This is a genomic window from Polyangiaceae bacterium (assembly GCA_020633235.1).
In the GTDB taxonomy this organism is placed as follows: domain Bacteria; phylum Myxococcota_A; class Polyangia; order Polyangiales; family Polyangiaceae; genus JACKEA01.
Window position 1 is genome coordinate 409380 of the sequence record JACKEA010000002.1, and the last position, 16419, is coordinate 425798.

15 protein-coding genes are annotated in these 16419 nt (G+C 68.0%); 11 read left to right on the top strand and 4 right to left on the bottom strand.

Going from position 1 to position 16419, the window contains the following annotated elements; genetic code table 11:
• The first annotated feature begins 5 nt into the window (after positions 1 to 5).
• Both H6717_12390 and H6717_12395 read left to right on the top strand, forming a co-directional pair.
• Complete coding sequence (locus H6717_12390) at positions 6 to 839, top strand: peptidyl-prolyl cis-trans isomerase (GenBank protein ID MCB9577811.1); 834 nt, start codon at positions 6 to 8, stop codon at positions 837 to 839.
• Positions 836 to 1345 carry a peptidyl-prolyl cis-trans isomerase gene (locus tag H6717_12395; GenBank protein MCB9577812.1) on the top strand — a complete coding sequence of 170 codons (510 nt, stop codon included), beginning with the start codon at positions 836 to 838 and terminating at the stop codon, positions 1343 to 1345. Before H6717_12390 ends, H6717_12395 begins: the two co-directional genes overlap by 4 nt.
• Before the next feature lie 59 nt (positions 1346 to 1404).
• Here the strand turns inward: H6717_12395 and H6717_12400 are convergent, their stop codons facing one another.
• Both H6717_12400 and H6717_12405 read right to left on the bottom strand, forming a co-directional pair.
• Entirely contained in the window at positions 1405 to 2550 is a 1146-nt protein-coding gene (locus H6717_12400; GenBank protein ID MCB9577813.1) for an acyl-CoA dehydrogenase family protein, read from the bottom strand.
• A 57-nt stretch (positions 2551 to 2607) separates the two neighbouring features.
• The gene (locus H6717_12405) at positions 2608 to 3705 is read right to left on the bottom strand and encodes a hypothetical protein (protein ID MCB9577814.1); all 1098 of its coding nucleotides are present in this window, start codon (positions 3703 to 3705) and stop codon (positions 2608 to 2610) included.
• Positions 3706 to 3898: 193 nt separating this feature from the next.
• Here H6717_12405 and H6717_12410 point away from each other — a divergent pair, with 193 nt between their 5' ends.
• Genes H6717_12410 through gcvPA form a run of 9 tightly spaced genes read left to right on the top strand, consistent with a single transcriptional unit; the run spans position 3899 to position 14181 of the window.
• Entirely contained in the window at positions 3899 to 4561 is a 663-nt protein-coding gene (locus tag H6717_12410) for a prepilin-type N-terminal cleavage/methylation domain-containing protein (GenBank protein MCB9577815.1), read from the top strand.
• A complete protein-coding gene (locus H6717_12415; protein MCB9577816.1) occupies positions 4558 to 5151 on the top strand; it encodes a prepilin-type N-terminal cleavage/methylation domain-containing protein in 594 nt (197 codons plus the stop codon). Before H6717_12410 ends, H6717_12415 begins: the two co-directional genes overlap by 4 nt.
• Before the next feature lies 1 nt (position 5152).
• Positions 5153 to 6415 (top strand): prepilin-type N-terminal cleavage/methylation domain-containing protein, encoded by a 1263-nt coding sequence (locus tag H6717_12420; protein MCB9577817.1) that lies wholly within the window; start codon positions 5153 to 5155, stop codon positions 6413 to 6415.
• Positions 6409 to 7089, top strand: a complete 681-nt coding sequence (locus H6717_12425; protein MCB9577818.1) for a hypothetical protein — start codon at positions 6409 to 6411, stop codon at positions 7087 to 7089. Before H6717_12420 ends, H6717_12425 begins: the two co-directional genes overlap by 7 nt.
• 10 nt (positions 7090 to 7099) lie before the next feature.
• Positions 7100 to 10753 carry a hypothetical protein gene (locus tag H6717_12430; GenBank protein MCB9577819.1) on the top strand — a complete coding sequence of 1218 codons (3654 nt, stop codon included), beginning with the start codon at positions 7100 to 7102 and terminating at the stop codon, positions 10751 to 10753.
• Complete coding sequence (locus H6717_12435) at positions 10750 to 11259, top strand: hypothetical protein (GenBank protein MCB9577820.1); 510 nt, start codon at positions 10750 to 10752, stop codon at positions 11257 to 11259. The genes H6717_12430 and H6717_12435 overlap by 4 nt, the downstream gene beginning before the upstream one ends.
• Positions 11260 to 11302: 43 nt before the next feature.
• Positions 11303 to 12418 carry a glycine cleavage system aminomethyltransferase GcvT gene (gcvT, locus tag H6717_12440; protein MCB9577821.1) on the top strand — a complete coding sequence of 372 codons (1116 nt, stop codon included), beginning with the start codon at positions 11303 to 11305 and terminating at the stop codon, positions 12416 to 12418.
• Between the two features lie 9 nt (positions 12419 to 12427).
• Entirely contained in the window at positions 12428 to 12826 is a 399-nt protein-coding gene (gcvH, locus tag H6717_12445) for a glycine cleavage system protein GcvH (protein MCB9577822.1), read from the top strand.
• Positions 12826 to 14181: an aminomethyl-transferring glycine dehydrogenase subunit GcvPA gene (gene gcvPA, locus H6717_12450; protein MCB9577823.1), complete on the top strand. Its 1356-nt coding sequence runs from the start codon at positions 12826 to 12828 to the stop codon at positions 14179 to 14181. The genes gcvH and gcvPA overlap by 1 nt, the downstream gene beginning before the upstream one ends.
• Before the next feature lie 59 nt (positions 14182 to 14240).
• Here the strand turns inward: gcvPA and H6717_12455 are convergent, their stop codons facing one another.
• Complete coding sequence (locus H6717_12455; GenBank protein MCB9577824.1) at positions 14241 to 15347, bottom strand: hypothetical protein; 1107 nt, start codon at positions 15345 to 15347, stop codon at positions 14241 to 14243.
• Complete coding sequence (locus H6717_12460) at positions 15347 to 16402, bottom strand: tetratricopeptide repeat protein (GenBank protein MCB9577825.1); 1056 nt, start codon at positions 16400 to 16402, stop codon at positions 15347 to 15349. The genes H6717_12455 and H6717_12460 overlap by 1 nt, the downstream gene beginning before the upstream one ends.
• Between the last annotated feature and the right edge of the window lie 17 nt (positions 16403 to 16419).

Genomic DNA, 16419 nt, shown 5'->3' on the forward strand with positions numbered 1-16419 from the left:
AAATCATGGCTGCCAAGAAGAGCAAGCGGAACGACCCGAAGCGCAAGCCCCGTCCCTCGAAGACCTCGAAGTCCGAGCCCCCGTGGAAGAAAGCGGAGGCGGAGGACGACGACGACGACGACGAGGAAGAAGAAGACGAGGACGACGACGACGAGGAAGAAGACCTCGACGACGATGAGCGTGACGACGACGACGAGGAAGAAGAAGACGAGGACGACGACGACGAGGACGACGAGGAAGACGTCGCACCGCCGCCGCGTCGTCGCGCCGCCGGACGAGCGTCGCGTCCCAAGGAGCCCGTCGTCGCCAAGCGCAAGGAGCGGACGTACCGTGCGGACGACGAGCCCAGCGTGGAAGACAACCTTCCGAGCTGGCTGCCCTGGGCCGTGCTGATCGCGTTGGTCACCGTCGGCATCCTCGGGGCGGCCGGCGTGTTCGGCCACAAGAAGGCGGACGGCCCCACGGCGGCCGACGTCCCGACCCCGACGCCCTCGTCCCAAGCCGAAGGCCCGACGGGCAGCATCTCCGCACAGCACCTGCTGGTGCAGTACAAGGGCGCGGCGCGGGCTGCGCCGAGCGTCACCCGCACCAAGGAAGAAGCGAAGCAGCGCGCCGAAGAAGCCTATGCGAAGGCCAAGAAGGGCGAGGACTTCGACAAGCTGGTGGAGGAGTACTCGGACGAGCCGGGAGCCAAGCAGCGCAAGGGCAAGCTCGGTAGCTTCACCCGCGACCGCATGGTGGCACCCTTCAGCAACGCCGCCTTCGCCCTCGAGGTGGGCGAAATCTCCAAGGTCGTGGAGACGCCCTTCGGCTTCCACGTGATCAAACGCACAGAATGAGCCGCATCCTGTCAGTGCTGCTCGGCACGCTGGTGCTGAGCGGCTGCGTCGTGACGACCTACGAAGGCACTTCGGAGGCTCCGCGCGGGCCGGCACAGCCGATCTGGCCGCCCCTCGGCAAGCCGGCACCGAGCGAAGATCCGACCAGCGGCTCGAGCGGCCATCGTGCCAACGGCAACGTGGAGGCCATCAGCGCGTCGCACATCCTGGTGATGTACAAGGGCAGCCGAAGAGCGCCGCCCAGCATCACCCGCAGCAAGGACGAAGCCCGCGCCCGGGCGGAGGAAGCCCTCGCCCGCGCCAAGGCCGGCGAGGACTTCGCCGCCCTGGCCGGCGAATACTCCGACGAGCCCGGCGCCGCTGCCCGCGGTGGCTCCCTCGGCCGCTTCCCCCGCGGCGTCATGGATCCCGCCTTCGAGAAAGCCGCCTTCGCCCTCGCCCCCGGCGAGGTCTCCGAAATCGTGGAGTCGCCCTTCGGCTTCCACATCATCAAGCGCACGGAGTAGCGCGCGCGGCGAGAGGTTCCGCGGCGGACCGACAGGCGGACGCGAGAAGCGGTGGGTGCTCAGCCGCGCAGCACGTGCTTGGCGATCACGATGCGCTGCACCTCGCTGGTGCCTTCGCCGATTTCGCAGATTTTCACGTCTCGCAGGTGGCGCTCGACGTCGAACTCCCGCGTGTAGCCGTAGCCACCGTGGATCTGCAGCGCGTCGTTGCAGGCGGCGGTGGCGGCCTCGCTGGCGAAGAGCTTCGCCATCGCCGCCTCTTGGCTGTAGGGCTCACCGCGGTCGCACTTCCAGGCGGCGCGGCGGATCAGGAGATCCGCGGCGTCCAGCTGGGTGGCGGCGTCCGCGAGCTTCCACTGGATGGCCTGGAAGTTCGCGATGGGACGGCCAAAGGCCTGGCGGTCCTTGGCGTACGTGATGGCCATCTCCAGTGCGCCGCGGCCGAGGCCCAGGGCCATGGCCGCGATCGAGATGCGACCGCGATCCAGGATGCTCATGGTGTCGTAGAAGCCGCTGTCCACGTTGCCCAGACGCTGGCGATCGTGAACGCGAACGTTCTCCAGCGAGAGCTCCACGGTGTCGCTGGAGCGGCAGCCGTACTTTTCGAGCTTCTTGCTTGCCGAAAAGCCCGGCGTGCCGCGATCCACGATGAACGCGGTGATGCCGCGGCTTGCGGGCACGTCCTTGTTGGTGCGGGCGAGGATCACGCAGAAGCCACCCACGGAGCCTTGCGTGATGAACATCTTGGTGCCGTTCAGCACCCAGTGGTCACCATCCCGAACGGCGGTGGTCTGGAGCGCCGCGCTGTCGGAGCCGGAGCCCGGCTCCGTGAGGCCCCACGCTGCCAGCCACTCGCCGCTGGCGGCCTTGGGCAGGTACTTTTGCTTCTGCTCGTCGTTGCCGAACGCCAGGATGTGTCCGGTGCCGAGGCCGTTGTGACTGGCCACCGTGAGCGCCAGGGAGCCGTCCACCCGCGCGCATTCTTCCACGCAGATGGCGTAGGCCAGCGTGTCCATCGCCGCGCCGCCGTATTCCTCGGGAATGCGGATGCCGAGCAATCCGAGCTCCGCCAGCTGCGGGACGATCTCCATCGGGAAGCGCTCTTCCGCGTCCCAGGCGCGAGCGCGAGGCCGGATCTCGCGTTCGCAGAACTCGCGCACCGAGGCGCGCAGGATGCGGTGCTGTTCGGGTAGCTCGAAGTCCACGGGGCCTCCTAGGCCGAACTAGCTACCACGAATTTTCCGGCGGCGACCCGAGCAAGATCAGCTGCCGCCGACCAGCGCCTTGAGGTGGTCGAGCTTCTCGCTCTCCGACAGGCTGACCTTGGCGGCCGCCTCCGCGGATTGATCCGCGGAAAGCACCAGCTCCTCGTCGCCGATGCCGACCACGGCGTTGCCCTTGCGACCGACGATCCACGCCACCTTGGGGCTCGATTCGTCGGCCTGACGGGTGAAGCGCACGGCATCGAAGGTGACGCCCTTCACGGTCTTCGCGCCCTCGAGCTTGCCCAGCGTCTTCAGCACGTCCTTGGCCGCGGCTTCGTCGTCGCGCACCAAGGACAGCTCCCTCCAGCGCTTGTCGCCGTCCTTGTAGAAGCCCAGGGCTCCGGGTCCCACGCCGGACACGTCCAGCAAATCCTTGGCCTCGAAGCTGACCCCCATGGGCACGCGCTTGTCGGTGGCGAGGGCGGCGACGGCGCTCGGCGCTTCCTTGTCCCCGCTGAGCTGCTCACCGATCTTCTGCGCAATGGGCGGGATGACCTTGGCGCTGGTGGCCTTGAGCTGATCGGGGGACTCGAGCTCGTTGGTGTAGGAGAGCTCTGCTACGAAAGGCCCACGCCACACGTACGCGATACCGGTGCCCATGGCGGCGGCACCGCCGGCCTCCAGCTTGGCCGGCGCGACTTCCAGGGGATCGCCATCGGCGATCACTCGCTTGGTGTAGAACCCGTAAGCGCCGTCTTTGGAGGCGAAGCGCGAGAGGTTCACGTTGACGGCGCCCGGAGAGCCGGCGCCATCCACGTAGCGTAGGGTCACCACGCGCTCGAGGCCGAAGCTCTTGTACACCTCACACTCGCCGTCGAAGAGCTCGGTGCACACCTTGTCGAGGCTCGCCGGGGCATCCTTGCCGAAGGCGCGCACCTCGCCGTTGGGATCGATGCAGTAGCTGGCCGCCGTCCGGGGGAAGAAGGCCGCGCTGTGGCTGTCCTTCACCGTGCCCCCTCCCCCCGCGCAGACCCCAGGCTTGGAGCTCTGCACCGGGGGCGGCGCCGCGCCCTGCTCCTTTTCGAGGTTCTCCTTCTTGTCGCAGGCGACCAGAAGGGTGGACAGGGCGAGGACGGCGAAGAAGGGGCGCTTCATGGGGGCCGAATAGAACGGGGCAGCGGCCCGGGCAATTCCCAGACGCCGGCCCGCGGGCCGGCGCGGCGCTCTGCAACGATTACATAGCGCCGCAATCCTTACTGTCCCGAGCGGTCGGCCCGGGCGAAATCACGGGGAAAATCGCCCTGGGCCGTTCGTTGAAGTCGGCACAGGGCTTGCTGCATGCACTGCCTTGGTGAACCGTCTGTCCCACCGTCGCCCATCCCAGCGGGGCTTTTCGCTCATCGAGCTGATCGTGGTGGTCATCATCATCGCGGTGCTCGCGGTGCTGGCGATCCCCGCCATCACCAATCAGATGCGCGACCGCCGGACCCAGGAGGTCGCCCAGCGGGTCGCCGGATTCTACCGCGACGCCCGCATGCGGGCGATGGGTCGCGGGGCTGCGGTGATGGTCCGCTACGACGGCACTTCCGGCCCCGAGGGCACCATCGAGGTGCGAGAAGCCGTCCGCGGCCCGGGCGCCGACGCCAACTGCCAGCTGTTGCCGGTTTCGAGCTGCTCGCTGTCCACCTGGGACGTCGCCGGCACCGACAACAAGCTGCTCGAGAAGCTCGACACGGCGAATCGCAGCGAGCTGTCCGGCATCCGCGTGGAGGTGTTTGGCGTGGCCCCCGCCAACAACGGCAAGCAGAACACGATGGACGTCTGCTTCTCGCCCATGGGCCGCGCCTTCGTTCGCTACGATCCCTTGGGCCAGTGGCAACCGATGACGGGCGCCGCAGAGGCCGCCGTCTTCCGCATGGGCACGGACGCGGCCCAGGCGGGACTGACGCGCAAGGTCTTGATCCTGCCGAACGGCTACTCCCGCTTGGGCGCAGCGGAGGCACCGCCATGAACCGACGCGGCTACACGGTCGTCGAGCTGTTGATGGCGGTCACCATCTTCGCCATCGGAGTCACCGGCATCATCGCCATGCAGAAGGTGACCGTGTCGGCGAACCAGCACGCCAAGGAGCTGGCCATCGCCACCCACGTGGCTCAGGCGTGGCAAGAGCAGCTCACGGCGGACGCGGCGGCTTGGAACCACCCGTCTCCCAAGAAGAGCGCCGAGGATCTGGACGAGACGCGCTGGCTGGTGAACGCCGTCGGCAACACCGGGGTCTGGTTCCGGCCCACCTACGTTCCCGAGCTCAAGTTCGGCCCCGCCTTCGACGCCCTCGGGCGCCCCATCGAAAACCAGAACGACCTGGCCCAGGCCCGCTACTGCACTCACATCCGCCTCAGCTGGCTGTACCCGGACAACGCCGGCAACGGTCTGCTCCGCGCCGAGGTGCGCGTCTTCTGGCTGCGCGACGGCGGGGGCGGCACCGTGAACAACGCCACCGTGTGCGACCCGACCACGGATCCGGCGGTCATCGAGGCCGCCACGGATCGCTACCACTTCGTGTATCAGACCACCGCCATCAAGCAGAACACCGCGATCTGAGATGACTCCCGCACTCCGACATCGATCGACCCGACGCGGCTTCACGCTGGTGGAGCTGATGGTGGCCGTCACCGGAGGACTGTTCATCTCGCTGGCGGTGTTCGCCCTGGCCAGCGACGCCTCCCGCTTCTATCGCCAGGAGAGCCGCATCTCCGACGCGAACATGAACGCGCTGGTGGGCTTCGAGCGCCTGAGGAACGACATCGCTCGCGCGGGCTTCCTGTCCACCCCCAACGTGCGCCGGGACCCCCGGCTGTGCGGCAATCCCATCGCCGACCCGAGCTGGCCGGCGGAGCTCACCCGCCTCGCCAGTCTGCGCATCGAGCAGGGCGGTTCCCCGCCCAACGCCACGCTCACCGCGAACGGCCTGACCCCGGACCGCCTGACCCTGTCCGGCAGCTACTCGTCGGTGGACGAGTTCCCCGTCTGGAACGTGCAGGACGACGGCGCCAACTTCAACGTGTACCTGCAGCGCAACACGGGGCCACTGGCACGCCTCGGCTACAACAACCCGGCCACGAATCAGGTGGACCTGCTGAACAGCGTGTTCGGCGCGGGCCGCGCCCTGCGCATCGTCGACCAGGCCGGCGAGATCCAGTTCGGCACCATCGTGGGCGTGGGCGGCGGCAACACGCCCCACGTGATCTTGAGCCGCAATCCCATCCTCCGCTTCCGTCAGGGCGCGGGCAACGTGTGTGGTCTCAAGGGCAACGTGACCGGCGCCATGGTCAACGTGGTCAACATCGTCCGCTACGACCTGCGGAACCTGAGCGGAAACCCGGCCTATGCAGCGGCCTACACGGACGCCGCGGAGACCCAGTGGCAAGCGGACCGCACGGAGCTCGCCCGGGTGGAGCTCGACACCACCGGTAGCCCCATTCAAGGCACGGAGGAGCTGGTGGCAGAGCTCGCCGTGGACTTCAAGCTGGGCATCACGGTGGTGAACAACGTGCTGAACGGCACGGATCCGACCCTCGAGACCTACGTCCCGGGGGACGCCCAGATCGCCAACTACACCGCGGACGTCACCTCCCTCACCAACCCGAACCAGGGTCCCCAGCGCGTCCGCTCGGTTCGCGTGCGCTTCTCGGTGCGTTCGCGACTCCCGGACCGCGACGCGCCCATCGTCGGCGCCTCGGGCACACCGGTAGCGCCGGGGCTCTATCGCATCGGGCTCGGCGCGGGCGCGACCACTCCCTTCGCCCGCGTGCGCACGCTGCAGGCGGACGTGACGCTCAATAACCAGGTGGGGACGCTATGGTGAACAGGTCCGAACGCGGCGCCGCGGTGTTCATCGTGCTGCTGGTCATCACGCTGCTCACGGCCATCGGGATCTTCGCGGCGCGCTCTGCCAGCCTGGTGGACCAAGCGACGGGTTTCGACCGTCAAGCGGTGCAGACCCAATACCTGACGGCCTACGCCGGTCGCGCCGTGACCGCCGAGCTGGGTGACGGCGCGGGCAAGTCCTACCTGGACAAGGTCGCCCTCGGCACGGACGCCTGCGAAGCGAACCAGAACGTCGTTCCGCTCACGCCCGGCGCGCCGATCCCCTGTTACAAGCTGTACATCTCGGAGATCGCCAACCGTGTGAACGCGAAGACGGGGAACACGGTGCTCGATCAGCAGACCGTGATCAACGGCGGCAGCCTCGGTCCCCCCGTCGGCCCCGCCGGGCTCGCCATGTCTCAAGAGGGCGTGTTCGTGGTGGAGATGACGGAGCCCTACGAGAGCATTCCGAACCCCGGGTCGGAGGTCGCGGGTCTGGGCAACAACGCCTTCCGCGACGTGCAGCTGACCCTGACCGCCTACGGACAGGTCCGTCCGGTCGATCTCGTCAACCTGGGCGCGAGCCCCTGGTGCGCCGTCAACGCGTCGTCCACCAGTGCCAGCGTGTCGGCGCTACGAGCCCACGTCACCTTGAAGAACGTGCCGCGATGAGGAGAGAGCGATGAGAAGATCCTCCCAGATCCTGACTTCGCTGGCGGCGCTTTCGGCCCTCGTGGCAGTCGCGCCCGGCGCTCGAGCACAGGTCGACGTCAACCCGCCGCTGCCGAACGTGATGCTGCTCGTCGATTCGTCCGGGTCGATGGAATACAAGTCGGCGAACAACACCTTCCCGGCCTGCGATCCGAACGGCAATACCGCCAGCGAGAAGAGCCGCTGGATCGAGCTCGTCGAGGTGCTGACCGGCAAGATCCAGGACTACCGCTGCGAGTCGGTGGACCGCAACTCCACGGCCTTCAAGAACGAGTACTCCCTGGGCGGCGTGCTGCCACCGGACGCGAACTACTCGAACCCCTACCACCGGCCGATGTCCGGCACCTGCACGCCCGGCCCTGGCGCCCTGCCCTCGAACGCCTACGATTTCCCGGCGAACGCAATTCAGTACCATCTGTTCTCCAGCACCGGGACGCCGTGCGCCACGTTCTCCCAGGCGTCGGACGGCCTGATGGACTCCTTCGCGGACCGCGTGCGTTTCGGGTTGATGACCTTCGACACGCACACCGGCGCAGGCACCGGCGTGAGCGGAACGGCTCCGCAGTACGCGACCGGCGTGTCCGGCACCTGGAGCTACTTCTTGGGCAGCGCCAAGCAGGGCAAGCCCGCCGCCTGCAGCACCATGGCGGACATGGAGGTCGGTGCACGCAACGCAGCGGCGCCGCCCTGGGAAGGCCGCATGGTCGCGTTCGGGGCGCCGGCGGCGTCCGGAGCCTCGCTCTCGCAGAGAAACCAGCAGATCCAACAGGTCTTGCTGGCCACCCGACCTTACGGCGCCACGCCCATCGCCGGCATGTTGCACGACGTGCGGGATTTCCTGTGGAACGACACCTCCAGCGATCCGCTGGACAACAGCAAGGACTTCGGCCCCTACGCCGACCCGTACATCACCGGGGGCTGCCGCAACAACTTCATCGTCCTGCTCAGCGACGGCGAGCCCAACCTGGATCTGCGCCCCTTCTGTGAGGGTGCCGGTCCCCCCGCCGGCGTGTGCCCCTACGACAAGCCCGAGGAAATCGCCTTCGACCTCGCCAGCAACCCGGATCCGGCGCGACGCACCAAGACCTTCGTGATCGGCTTCTCGGTCTCGAACGTGACGCTCCAAAACTCCACGAACGTCGACTGCGAGACGCTCACCGACACGGACCTGAACAGCCCCACGGGCCTGTGCGCCACCAATCCCGACGAGAGCAAGCTGCAGGCTTGCTGCAATCTGAACCGCATCGCGTACAACGGCGGCACGACCCGCGCGTTCTTCGCAGACGACATCGACGAGCTCCGCTCGGCGCTGTCGGCGGTGCTCTCCTCGATCGCCACCAGCACCACCAGCCGCACGCTGCCGGTGTTCGCGTCGTCCCCCACCGTCAGCGACCCCTTCGCGGCGGGCTATCGCTTCTACAGCTCCTTCGAGCCCAAGCAGTTCGACCTTTGGTCCGGCGTCCTCGAGCGGCAGCGCTACGTCTGCAAGAAGGACGCGGTGACGGGCGATCTCACCCCGGAGCCTCAGGACATCGACGACTCCAAGGGCGACGACTTCGTCGCGAACGTCAACTCCGGCACCGGCCCGGCCCGCAAGTTCATCAGCTTCCGGGGGGACGTCTCCGGCGGGAACATCTACTCCACCCGCACCATCCGTCCGCTGTTGGCATCGAACCCCGACGGCGTCGGGATCTACAGCGGCATCGACGTCGTCGGTGACGCCTCCGCGTTCAACACCGCCACGGTGCCCGCGTCGATGTCCATCGACTCGACCACCTGTCCAGGACTGACGGCGGCTCAGTGCCGGGACAAGTACATGAAGTGGCTGGTCGGCCTCGACAATGGCACGGCCTACAGCCGTTGCCCGACCCCGGGCGGCACCGACTGCAACCTGATCGGCGACGTGTACCACTCCACGCCGCGCATCGTGGGGCGCCCGAACGAGTTCTTGGCGGACGAGTCCTACACGCTGTTCGCTTCGAACCAGTCCAAGCGCCCCATCGTGCTGTACACCTCCACCAACGACGGCTTCTTGCACGCCTTCAAGGTGGCCAGCGGAGATCCGCCGAACGACTCTCTCAAGGTCGACCAGAAGGAGAACAACGAGCTGTGGGCCTTCATGCCGCCCGCCGTGCTGCCTTCGGTTCCCGCGGAGTACCCCGGTACCCATCAGAATCTGCTCGACGGCATGCCGGTCGTGAAGGACGTCGTCGCCAAGCAGATCAACAACAGCTACAAGTTCGAGCGCTCGCCGGATGACGCCCGCAACGGCCTCGGCGTGTGGCGGACGGTGCTGGTCCAGGGCTTCGGTGGCAGCCGCGGTGGCTACTTCGCCCTCGACGTGACCGACCCGGTCGCGGGTCCGCGCTTCTTGTGGCAGCTCACGGAGGACTCCGCCGGCAATCCGCTGTTCGGCAAGAACAGCGGCACCCCCCTCATCACCACGCTCTTCTTCGACACCGGCAACGGGGACGAAAAAGAGGTGGCGGTGGCCATCTTGCCGGGCGGAGACGCCTCGCCGAGCGGTGGCGACTGCGGCCGCATCGACAACACCTTCGACGGCGTCGACACCTCCTTCCTGCCGCGGACGCGGGTGCCGTGTTACGGCTCCGGCCCGGCCGTGGGTGGCGCTCGCTCCCTCACCATCGTGCGGCTGGACGACGGCGAGGTCATTCGCAGCTTCCGGCGGGACGCGACGGACGCGCCCGCGGGTCTGTCCGCCGCCAACCGCGTGATCGACTCCCCCCTCGATTCCCCCGTCACCGGCACACCGGTGGCGTTCCCCGGCACCACCGGCGCCATCGCAGATCGCGTGTTCGTCGGCGATCGCGACGGCACCTTGTGGCGCGTGGATCTCTCGAGCGTCAATCCGTCCAACTGGAAGATGAAGCTCTTCCTCGACGCCTATCCGGGACTGTCCCACGTGTACGACGACGGCCAGCCGGTGCAGACGCCGCCGATCCTCTCGGTGGACATCTACGGCAACGTGACCATCGCCTTCTCCACCGGCGACCAGGACGTGCTCACAGCGCCGGCGGGCATGAAGAACTACGTCTACTCCCTCACGGAGAAGGTCGACGCCACCGGCACCAAGTTCACCTCCAAGGTGAACTGGTACACCCGCTTCGACGCGGGCGAGCGCGTGGCCGGCCCCATGACGCTGTTCAACGGCGCGCTGTTCTTCTCCACCTTCAAGCCGGAGCCCAGCAACACAACGCAGGTCTGCAAGGCAGGGTCCAGCCGGGTGTGGGGCGTGGACTACCTGGATCCGGCCCAGAGCGGAGATCTGTCCCAGGGCGGCCGGGCGCGGCTGCCGGACGGCGCCTCCCTGGTGCAGTTCATCGACAGCAGCAGCACCCTGCTCCAGGACGGCGCCATCATCTTCGGCGTCGGCGTCACCCAGCTCCCCTCCTGCACGGACGACGTCAACGTCACGGATCCGTACTTCGGCTCGGGCAGCCACACGTCGATCAGCAACGTGGCTCCCGGCAAGTTCCAGCTGGTGATGCACACCGGCACCGTGGGTGACACCGTCTCGGGCGGAAAGAGCAAGAAGCTCGAGATCGATCTACCGACGCCGCCGAGCACCACGCAGATCGACTCCTGGGCCGCGATCGTCGAATGAGAACCCTCTCCCTCGTGCTCCTGCTGGCCCTGCTCTCGGCCTGCAAGGGAGGCGAGCGCGACAGCGCTCCCCTACCCGTGGCCAGCCAAACCAAGAAGAAGCCCCCGGACCGCCTGGCTCCCGGCGAGCTCGGCCCGGGCAAGGTGAAGGTGTTCGGCTTCGTGGCGCCCGCCCAGCTGCGCCTCGAGCGGCGCTACCCCGACGCGGCGCACTTCGTCGGCCAGGCACGTCCGGAGGCCGTGGCCAACTACGTGCGCGAGCGCGTCGCCGTGGAGCGGGTGGAGATGGGCGCCGCCCGCACGGTGTTTCCTCGGGTGGCCATCAAGGGCGGACCCGCCGGCCACGTGTTCCGCATCGAGGTCGTGAACGACACGCCCAACACGCGGCTCGTGATCCGCGACATCACGCCCCCGCCCACCGCCCCCGGCCTCAGCGAAGAAGAGCGCTGGAAGAAGGCCGGCTTCGGCCCGAACGGCGCCCAGCTGGATCGGGACAAGGCCCAATAGTCCAGGTTGTCGCGAGGCGGGCTTCACGGTACGCCTTCGGACCGTGACTGACTCCCTCGCCCGCACGCCCCTGTACGAAGAACACAAGAAGCTGAACGCCCGCCTGGTACCCTTCGCCGGCTGGGAGATGCCGGTGCAGTACGCCGGCATTTCGGCCGAGCACGAAGCCGTGCGCACCCGGGCCGGCCTGTTCGACGTCTCCCACATGGGCGAGCTCGAGCTGACCGGTGAGCACGCGGCGGCGGTGGTGAACTACCTCGTCACCAACGACCTGGCACGCATCGAGGTGGGCCAGGCAATGTACACCTGCTGCTGCAACGAGCAGGGCACCATCCTCGACGACCTGATCATCTACAAGCGCGCTCCGGATCGCATCTTGGTGGTGTGCAACGCGAGCAATCGCGAAAAGATCGCCGGCCACTTCGCGAAGGCGGCGGACAACCACTGTGACTTCCGGGACACCAGCGACGAGACGGCGCTGATCGCCCTGCAGGGACCGAAGGCCCTGGGCATCCTGACCCGCGCCGGCGTGGACATCCCCGACGTCGAGACCTCGCTCAAGCCCTTCCGCTTCCGCGACGCCAAGGTCGCCGGGCTCCCGGCCACCGTCGCGCGCACCGGCTACACCGGTGAGGACGGCGTGGAGCTCTTCACCAAGAGCGAAGACGCCGCCGCCGTGTGGCGCGCGCTGCTCGCGGCCGGCGAGGCCGACGGCATCGCCCCCGCCGGGCTCGGCGCCCGCGACACTCTGCGACTCGAGGCGCGCCTCTCCCTGTACGGCAACGACATCGACGAGACCACGAACCCCCTGGAGGCCGGCCTGGGCTGGACCGTGAAGCTCGATGCCGAGGACTTCGTGGGCCGCGCGGCCCTGGTTCGCATCAAGGAGGCGGGGCTTCCCCGCAAGATCGTCGGCTTCGAGATGACCGGCCGAGGCATCGCACGCCATGGCTACCCGCTGCTCGACAGCGATGGAAAGGAAGTCGGCGTGTGTACTTCCGGCGCACCCTCTCCCACCCTGGGCAAGAACATCGGCCTCGGCTACCTGCCCGCGGAAATGACCGACGTCGGCACCCGATTCTTGGTCGACTGCCGCGGCAAGCGCATCGAAGCCGAGGTGGTCAAGACGCCCTTTTACAAGCGCCCGAAGAAGGGCTAGTGAGCGACTATGAGCGGAGCCAAAGAGGTCAAGAACGACCGCAAATACACCAAGGACCACGAGTGGGCCCGGCAAGACGGCAAGGAGCTCGTCGTGGGCATCACTGCCTTCGCCGTCGATCAGCTCGGTGACATCACCCTCGTCGGCCTGGACGTGAAAGTGGGCGACACGGTGGAGGCCGGAAAGACCTTCGGCACCATCGAGAGCGTGAAGACGCTGTCGGATCTGTTCGCTCCCGTGAGCGGCAAGATCACCCGCATCAACGACAAGCTCGAGGACAATCCCGAGCTGGTGAACGAGGACTGCTGGGACGCCGGTTGGATGGTCGCCATCGAGCCCACGGACGCAGGCGGAGAGCTGATGGACGCCGCCGCCTATGCCAAGCACGTCGAGGAGTCCGCCCACTGATGCGCTACCTGCCGCACACGCCGGAAGAGGTGGCCGAGATGCTCGCCACCATCGGCAAGGGGAGTATCGACGAGCTGTTCGAGACGGTGCCGGAGAAGGCGCGCTTCAACGGACAGCTGGACGTGCCCGCTGCGCTCGACGAGCCCACGCTCATGACGCACCTGGCAGAGCTCGCGGACAAGAACGACGCGAAGCGCATGCTCTCCTTCCTCGGCGGCGGCATGTACGCCCATCACATTCCCCCGGCGGTGGATCAGCTCCTGCTTCGCAGCGAGTTCTATACCGCCTACACGCCGTACCAGCCGGAGGTGGCACAGGGCACGCTGCAAGCGATCTGGGAGTTCCAGACCGTGGTCAGCGAGCTGTTGGGTCTGCCGCTGTCCAACGCCAGCCTGTACGACGGCGCCAGCGCCACCGCGGAGGCCGCGCTGATGGCCTGCCGCCTGCAGAAGCGCGACAAGGTCGTGCTGAGCGAGTGCGTGCACCCGGACTACCGCGCGGTGACCCACACCTATCTTTCGGGTGAGGGACAAGACCGCATCGTGAAGGTCCCCGTCGGCAAAGACGGCCGCGCCGACACCCAGGCTTTGATCGCCGCGCTGTCGGACGACGTCGCCGCGGTGATCGTCGGCTATCCGAGCTTCCTCGGCCCCGTGAGCGATCTCTCCGCCCTTGCGGATGCCGTGCACGAAAAGGGCGCGCTGCTCGTCACCGCCACCGCCGAGCCCTACGCGCTGGCCGTGTGTCAGCCGCCGGGCGCCATGGGTGCGGACATCGCCGTGGGCGAAGGTCAGCCCCTCGCCTGTCCGCCGCAGTTCGGCGGCCCCGGCGTCGGCCTGTTCGCGTGTCGAGACGAGCGCCGCTATCTGCAGCAGCTTCCGGGCCGCGTGTGTGGCGAGACCGTGGACGTGAACGGACAGCGCGGCTACGTGCTCACGCTCTCCACTCGCGAGCAGCACATCCGCCGCGAGCGCGCCACCAGCAACATCTGCACGAACCAGGGCCTGCTGGCTCTGGCGCTCTTGATCCGCACCAGCTTGCTGGGCAAGAGCGGCTTCGTGTCCGTGGCGGAGCAGTGCCTGGCCAAGGCACGCTACTTGGAAGACAAGATCCTCACCCTCGGCGGCTACTCCCGCGGCTTCGACAGCGCTCCGTATTTCAACGAGCTCAGCGTCCGCGTGCGCGGCGGCTCCGCCGCTGCCGTGTGCCAAAAGCTCGAAGCCGACGGCATCATCGCCGGACTCGATCTCGGCCGCGTTTCCGACGCCTGGAAGGACTTGCTCCTCGTCGCCGTCACGGAGCAGCACCGCCGCGAAGATCTGGACCGCCTCGTCGCTGCCCTCGATCGCGTCTGAGAAAATCCGCTACTCGGCCCTCTTCGTTCTCATGTCGGTCCGCCGCGGAACCGCGCGGGTCACTGGCACGGCGCGCCGCCGAACACGGCGGCGCACTCGGTCGCGTCGCCCGCAAGGGCGCGGCTCGCGTGGAGCAACCGGCACTGCACGGTGGCGCCGCTGGCGGTCGGGCTGGCGATGGCGTACTTGGAGTCTGCCGTGTGCCCGTCGATGCTGGCACACTCCGTGAGGCACGCCGCGTCGTCCGTGAACGCCGTGTCGAAGTCCGCGGGGCACGCCGCCTTCGCCAGCCGGCAGTAGGAGACGCAATTGCCGAAGGACGCGCCACTGTCCTGCCCGCAGTGCCCGTCGCCCCCAGGTCCTGCGTGATTGCAGTGCACCGCGGGATCCGCGACGGCGTTGTACGCGTGATACAGCCGACAGCCGGCGGTGTTCTCCGTGGTGTCGCCCACGGTGCCGGTCTCCAGCGCCGCGCACACCGCCTTGCACTCGGCTTCGTCGTCGTACACCGCCACGTTGCCCTGGCACGCGACCATGGTCACGCGGCAGTAGTCGTCGCAGTTCAGCGGCTGCGTCAGGGGGTCCTGACAGCTCGAGTCGCGCGGCAGGATCGCCGCGTTGGCGCACTCCGCGGGGTCCAGCGTGGCGCGCACGGCCGCCGCCACGCGACACTCGAGGGTATCGCCCGTGGCGAGCGACGCGAGGTCGTAGCCGTTGGCGTTGCTGAGCGCCTGGCAGCTCGCTTCGCAATCCTTGATGTTGTCGAGCTGTCCGGGGCAGACGGCGGTCAGCAGTGAGCAGTAGCCCTTGCAGGTGCTGCCGCAGGTGCCCGCGCCGTAGGGTCCGGCCGCGGCGCAGTAGGTCACCGGCTCGCCGGTTTCCACGGCCAGCTTGGCCTGCGCCGCGCGGCACTGCAGGCTGTTGGCCAGCGCCGCCTCGCCGTCCGGCAGCTTGCCGCACACGCTGATGCAGGCGTCCCGGGACGGATACATGGCGTTCGCGCCGCTGCACGCGCTCATGATGTCGTCGCAGTAGGCCTCGCACTCCGCACTGCCGGTGATCTGCGGCTGAAAGGTGCGGTCCTCGATGCCGGCGATGGACTGGCAGCCGCCCAGGGCGGCCAGCGCGGCGAACCAACCCAAAATGAAAATCGAAGCCCGGCGCATCAGAAGCGACCTCCTACGAGCACGCTCGCCTGCCGAGGACCGACGGCTGGCGCCACCCGAATCGCCGTGTCGCTCTTGGAAGGCGCCGTGAGGAACAGCACGACGCCACCGACCAGCGCCGCGCCCCCCACGGCGAAGGCAATGTTGGATACCGTGGCCGCCTTCTTGGCGTCGTCCGTCAGGGATACGCCTTCTTGATCGTCACACACGGTGCCGCGGGGGCAGTGGCTCTTGGCGTCGTCGTTCTTGCTGATGGCGTCCAGTCCGAAGAACGTGCCCACGCCGATGCCGACCAACCCAACGCCGCCCACCACCAAGCCGATGGTGCGCTGCGAGGCGCCGGGATCTTCGTCGCGGGTGCCTTGATCGGGCCCCGGCGTCGCAGGAGGCGGCGTGACGGGGATGGGCGCCGGGGGCGGCTCCGCCGGGGGCGGCGGCTCTTCGGGCGGCGCCGCTTGGCTCGGGTCCGCCTCGAGCTTCGGGATGTCGACGGACTCCGTCGCGGCGTTCGCGGCCACCGTCACGGTGGTCTCGAAGGGCTTGTAGCCCGGGGCGCTGGCACGCACCGTGTACTGTCCGGCGTCCACCGGCACGGCCACGCCCCACAGCCCCTTGAGCACGTCTTCTTTGCCGCGCGTGATGGTCAGTCCATCGATGCCGTCGTTGTCCTTGGCGACGACCACCGTCAGCTTGCTCAGCCGGGGCTCGAGCAGTGCCGCGCGCTTTTCCCCCGCGCGGGCGCGATCCATCTGCCCGGCTTCCCGAGCTTCCGAAGCACCTTCGCGGAACGTGGCCCAGGCGCTGGCCAGCTTGCCCACCCGCTCGTAGCAGTCCGCCAGGTACAGCAGCGTCCCGATGGCGGGATCGATGCGTTGGCTCTGCTCGAACTTGGTGCAGGCCTCTGCAAAGTCCTTCTTCTTCATCAACGCCTGGGCTTGATCGAAGAGCGCCTCCGCAGCGGCCTTGTCCGCCGCCGAGGTCTGCGCCTCTCCCCGTGCCGATAGCGTCAATCCAAAGCTAAGCGCGAGCGCTGCCGCGAGGCTCCTCTTCGTCAACACTTTCCCTTTCGTCA

What these genes read in the sequence shown, in the direction of transcription:
- H6717_12430 (MCB9577819.1), top strand. Translation starts at nt 7,100, where the DNA reads ATGAGAAGATCCTCCCAGATCCTGACTTCGCTGGCGGCGCTTTCGGCC.
- gcvH (MCB9577822.1), top strand. Translation starts at nt 12,428, where the DNA reads ATGAGCGGAGCCAAAGAGGTCAAGAACGACCGCAAATACACCAAGGAC.
- H6717_12425 (MCB9577818.1), top strand. Translation starts at nt 6,409, where the DNA reads ATGGTGAACAGGTCCGAACGCGGCGCCGCGGTGTTCATCGTGCTGCTG.
- H6717_12395 (MCB9577812.1), top strand. Translation starts at nt 836, where the DNA reads ATGAGCCGCATCCTGTCAGTGCTGCTCGGCACGCTGGTGCTGAGCGGC.
- H6717_12415 (MCB9577816.1), top strand. Translation starts at nt 4,558, where the DNA reads ATGAACCGACGCGGCTACACGGTCGTCGAGCTGTTGATGGCGGTCACC.
- H6717_12390 (MCB9577811.1), top strand. Translation starts at nt 6, where the DNA reads ATGGCTGCCAAGAAGAGCAAGCGGAACGACCCGAAGCGCAAGCCCCGT.
- H6717_12420 (MCB9577817.1), top strand. Translation starts at nt 5,153, where the DNA reads ATGACTCCCGCACTCCGACATCGATCGACCCGACGCGGCTTCACGCTG.
- gcvPA (MCB9577823.1), top strand. Translation starts at nt 12,826, where the DNA reads ATGCGCTACCTGCCGCACACGCCGGAAGAGGTGGCCGAGATGCTCGCC.
- H6717_12435 (MCB9577820.1), top strand. Translation starts at nt 10,750, where the DNA reads ATGAGAACCCTCTCCCTCGTGCTCCTGCTGGCCCTGCTCTCGGCCTGC.
- H6717_12405 (MCB9577814.1), bottom strand. Translation starts at nt 3,705, where the DNA reads ATGAAGCGCCCCTTCTTCGCCGTCCTCGCCCTGTCCACCCTTCTGGTC.
- H6717_12455 (MCB9577824.1), bottom strand. Translation starts at nt 15,347, where the DNA reads ATGCGCCGGGCTTCGATTTTCATTTTGGGTTGGTTCGCCGCGCTGGCC.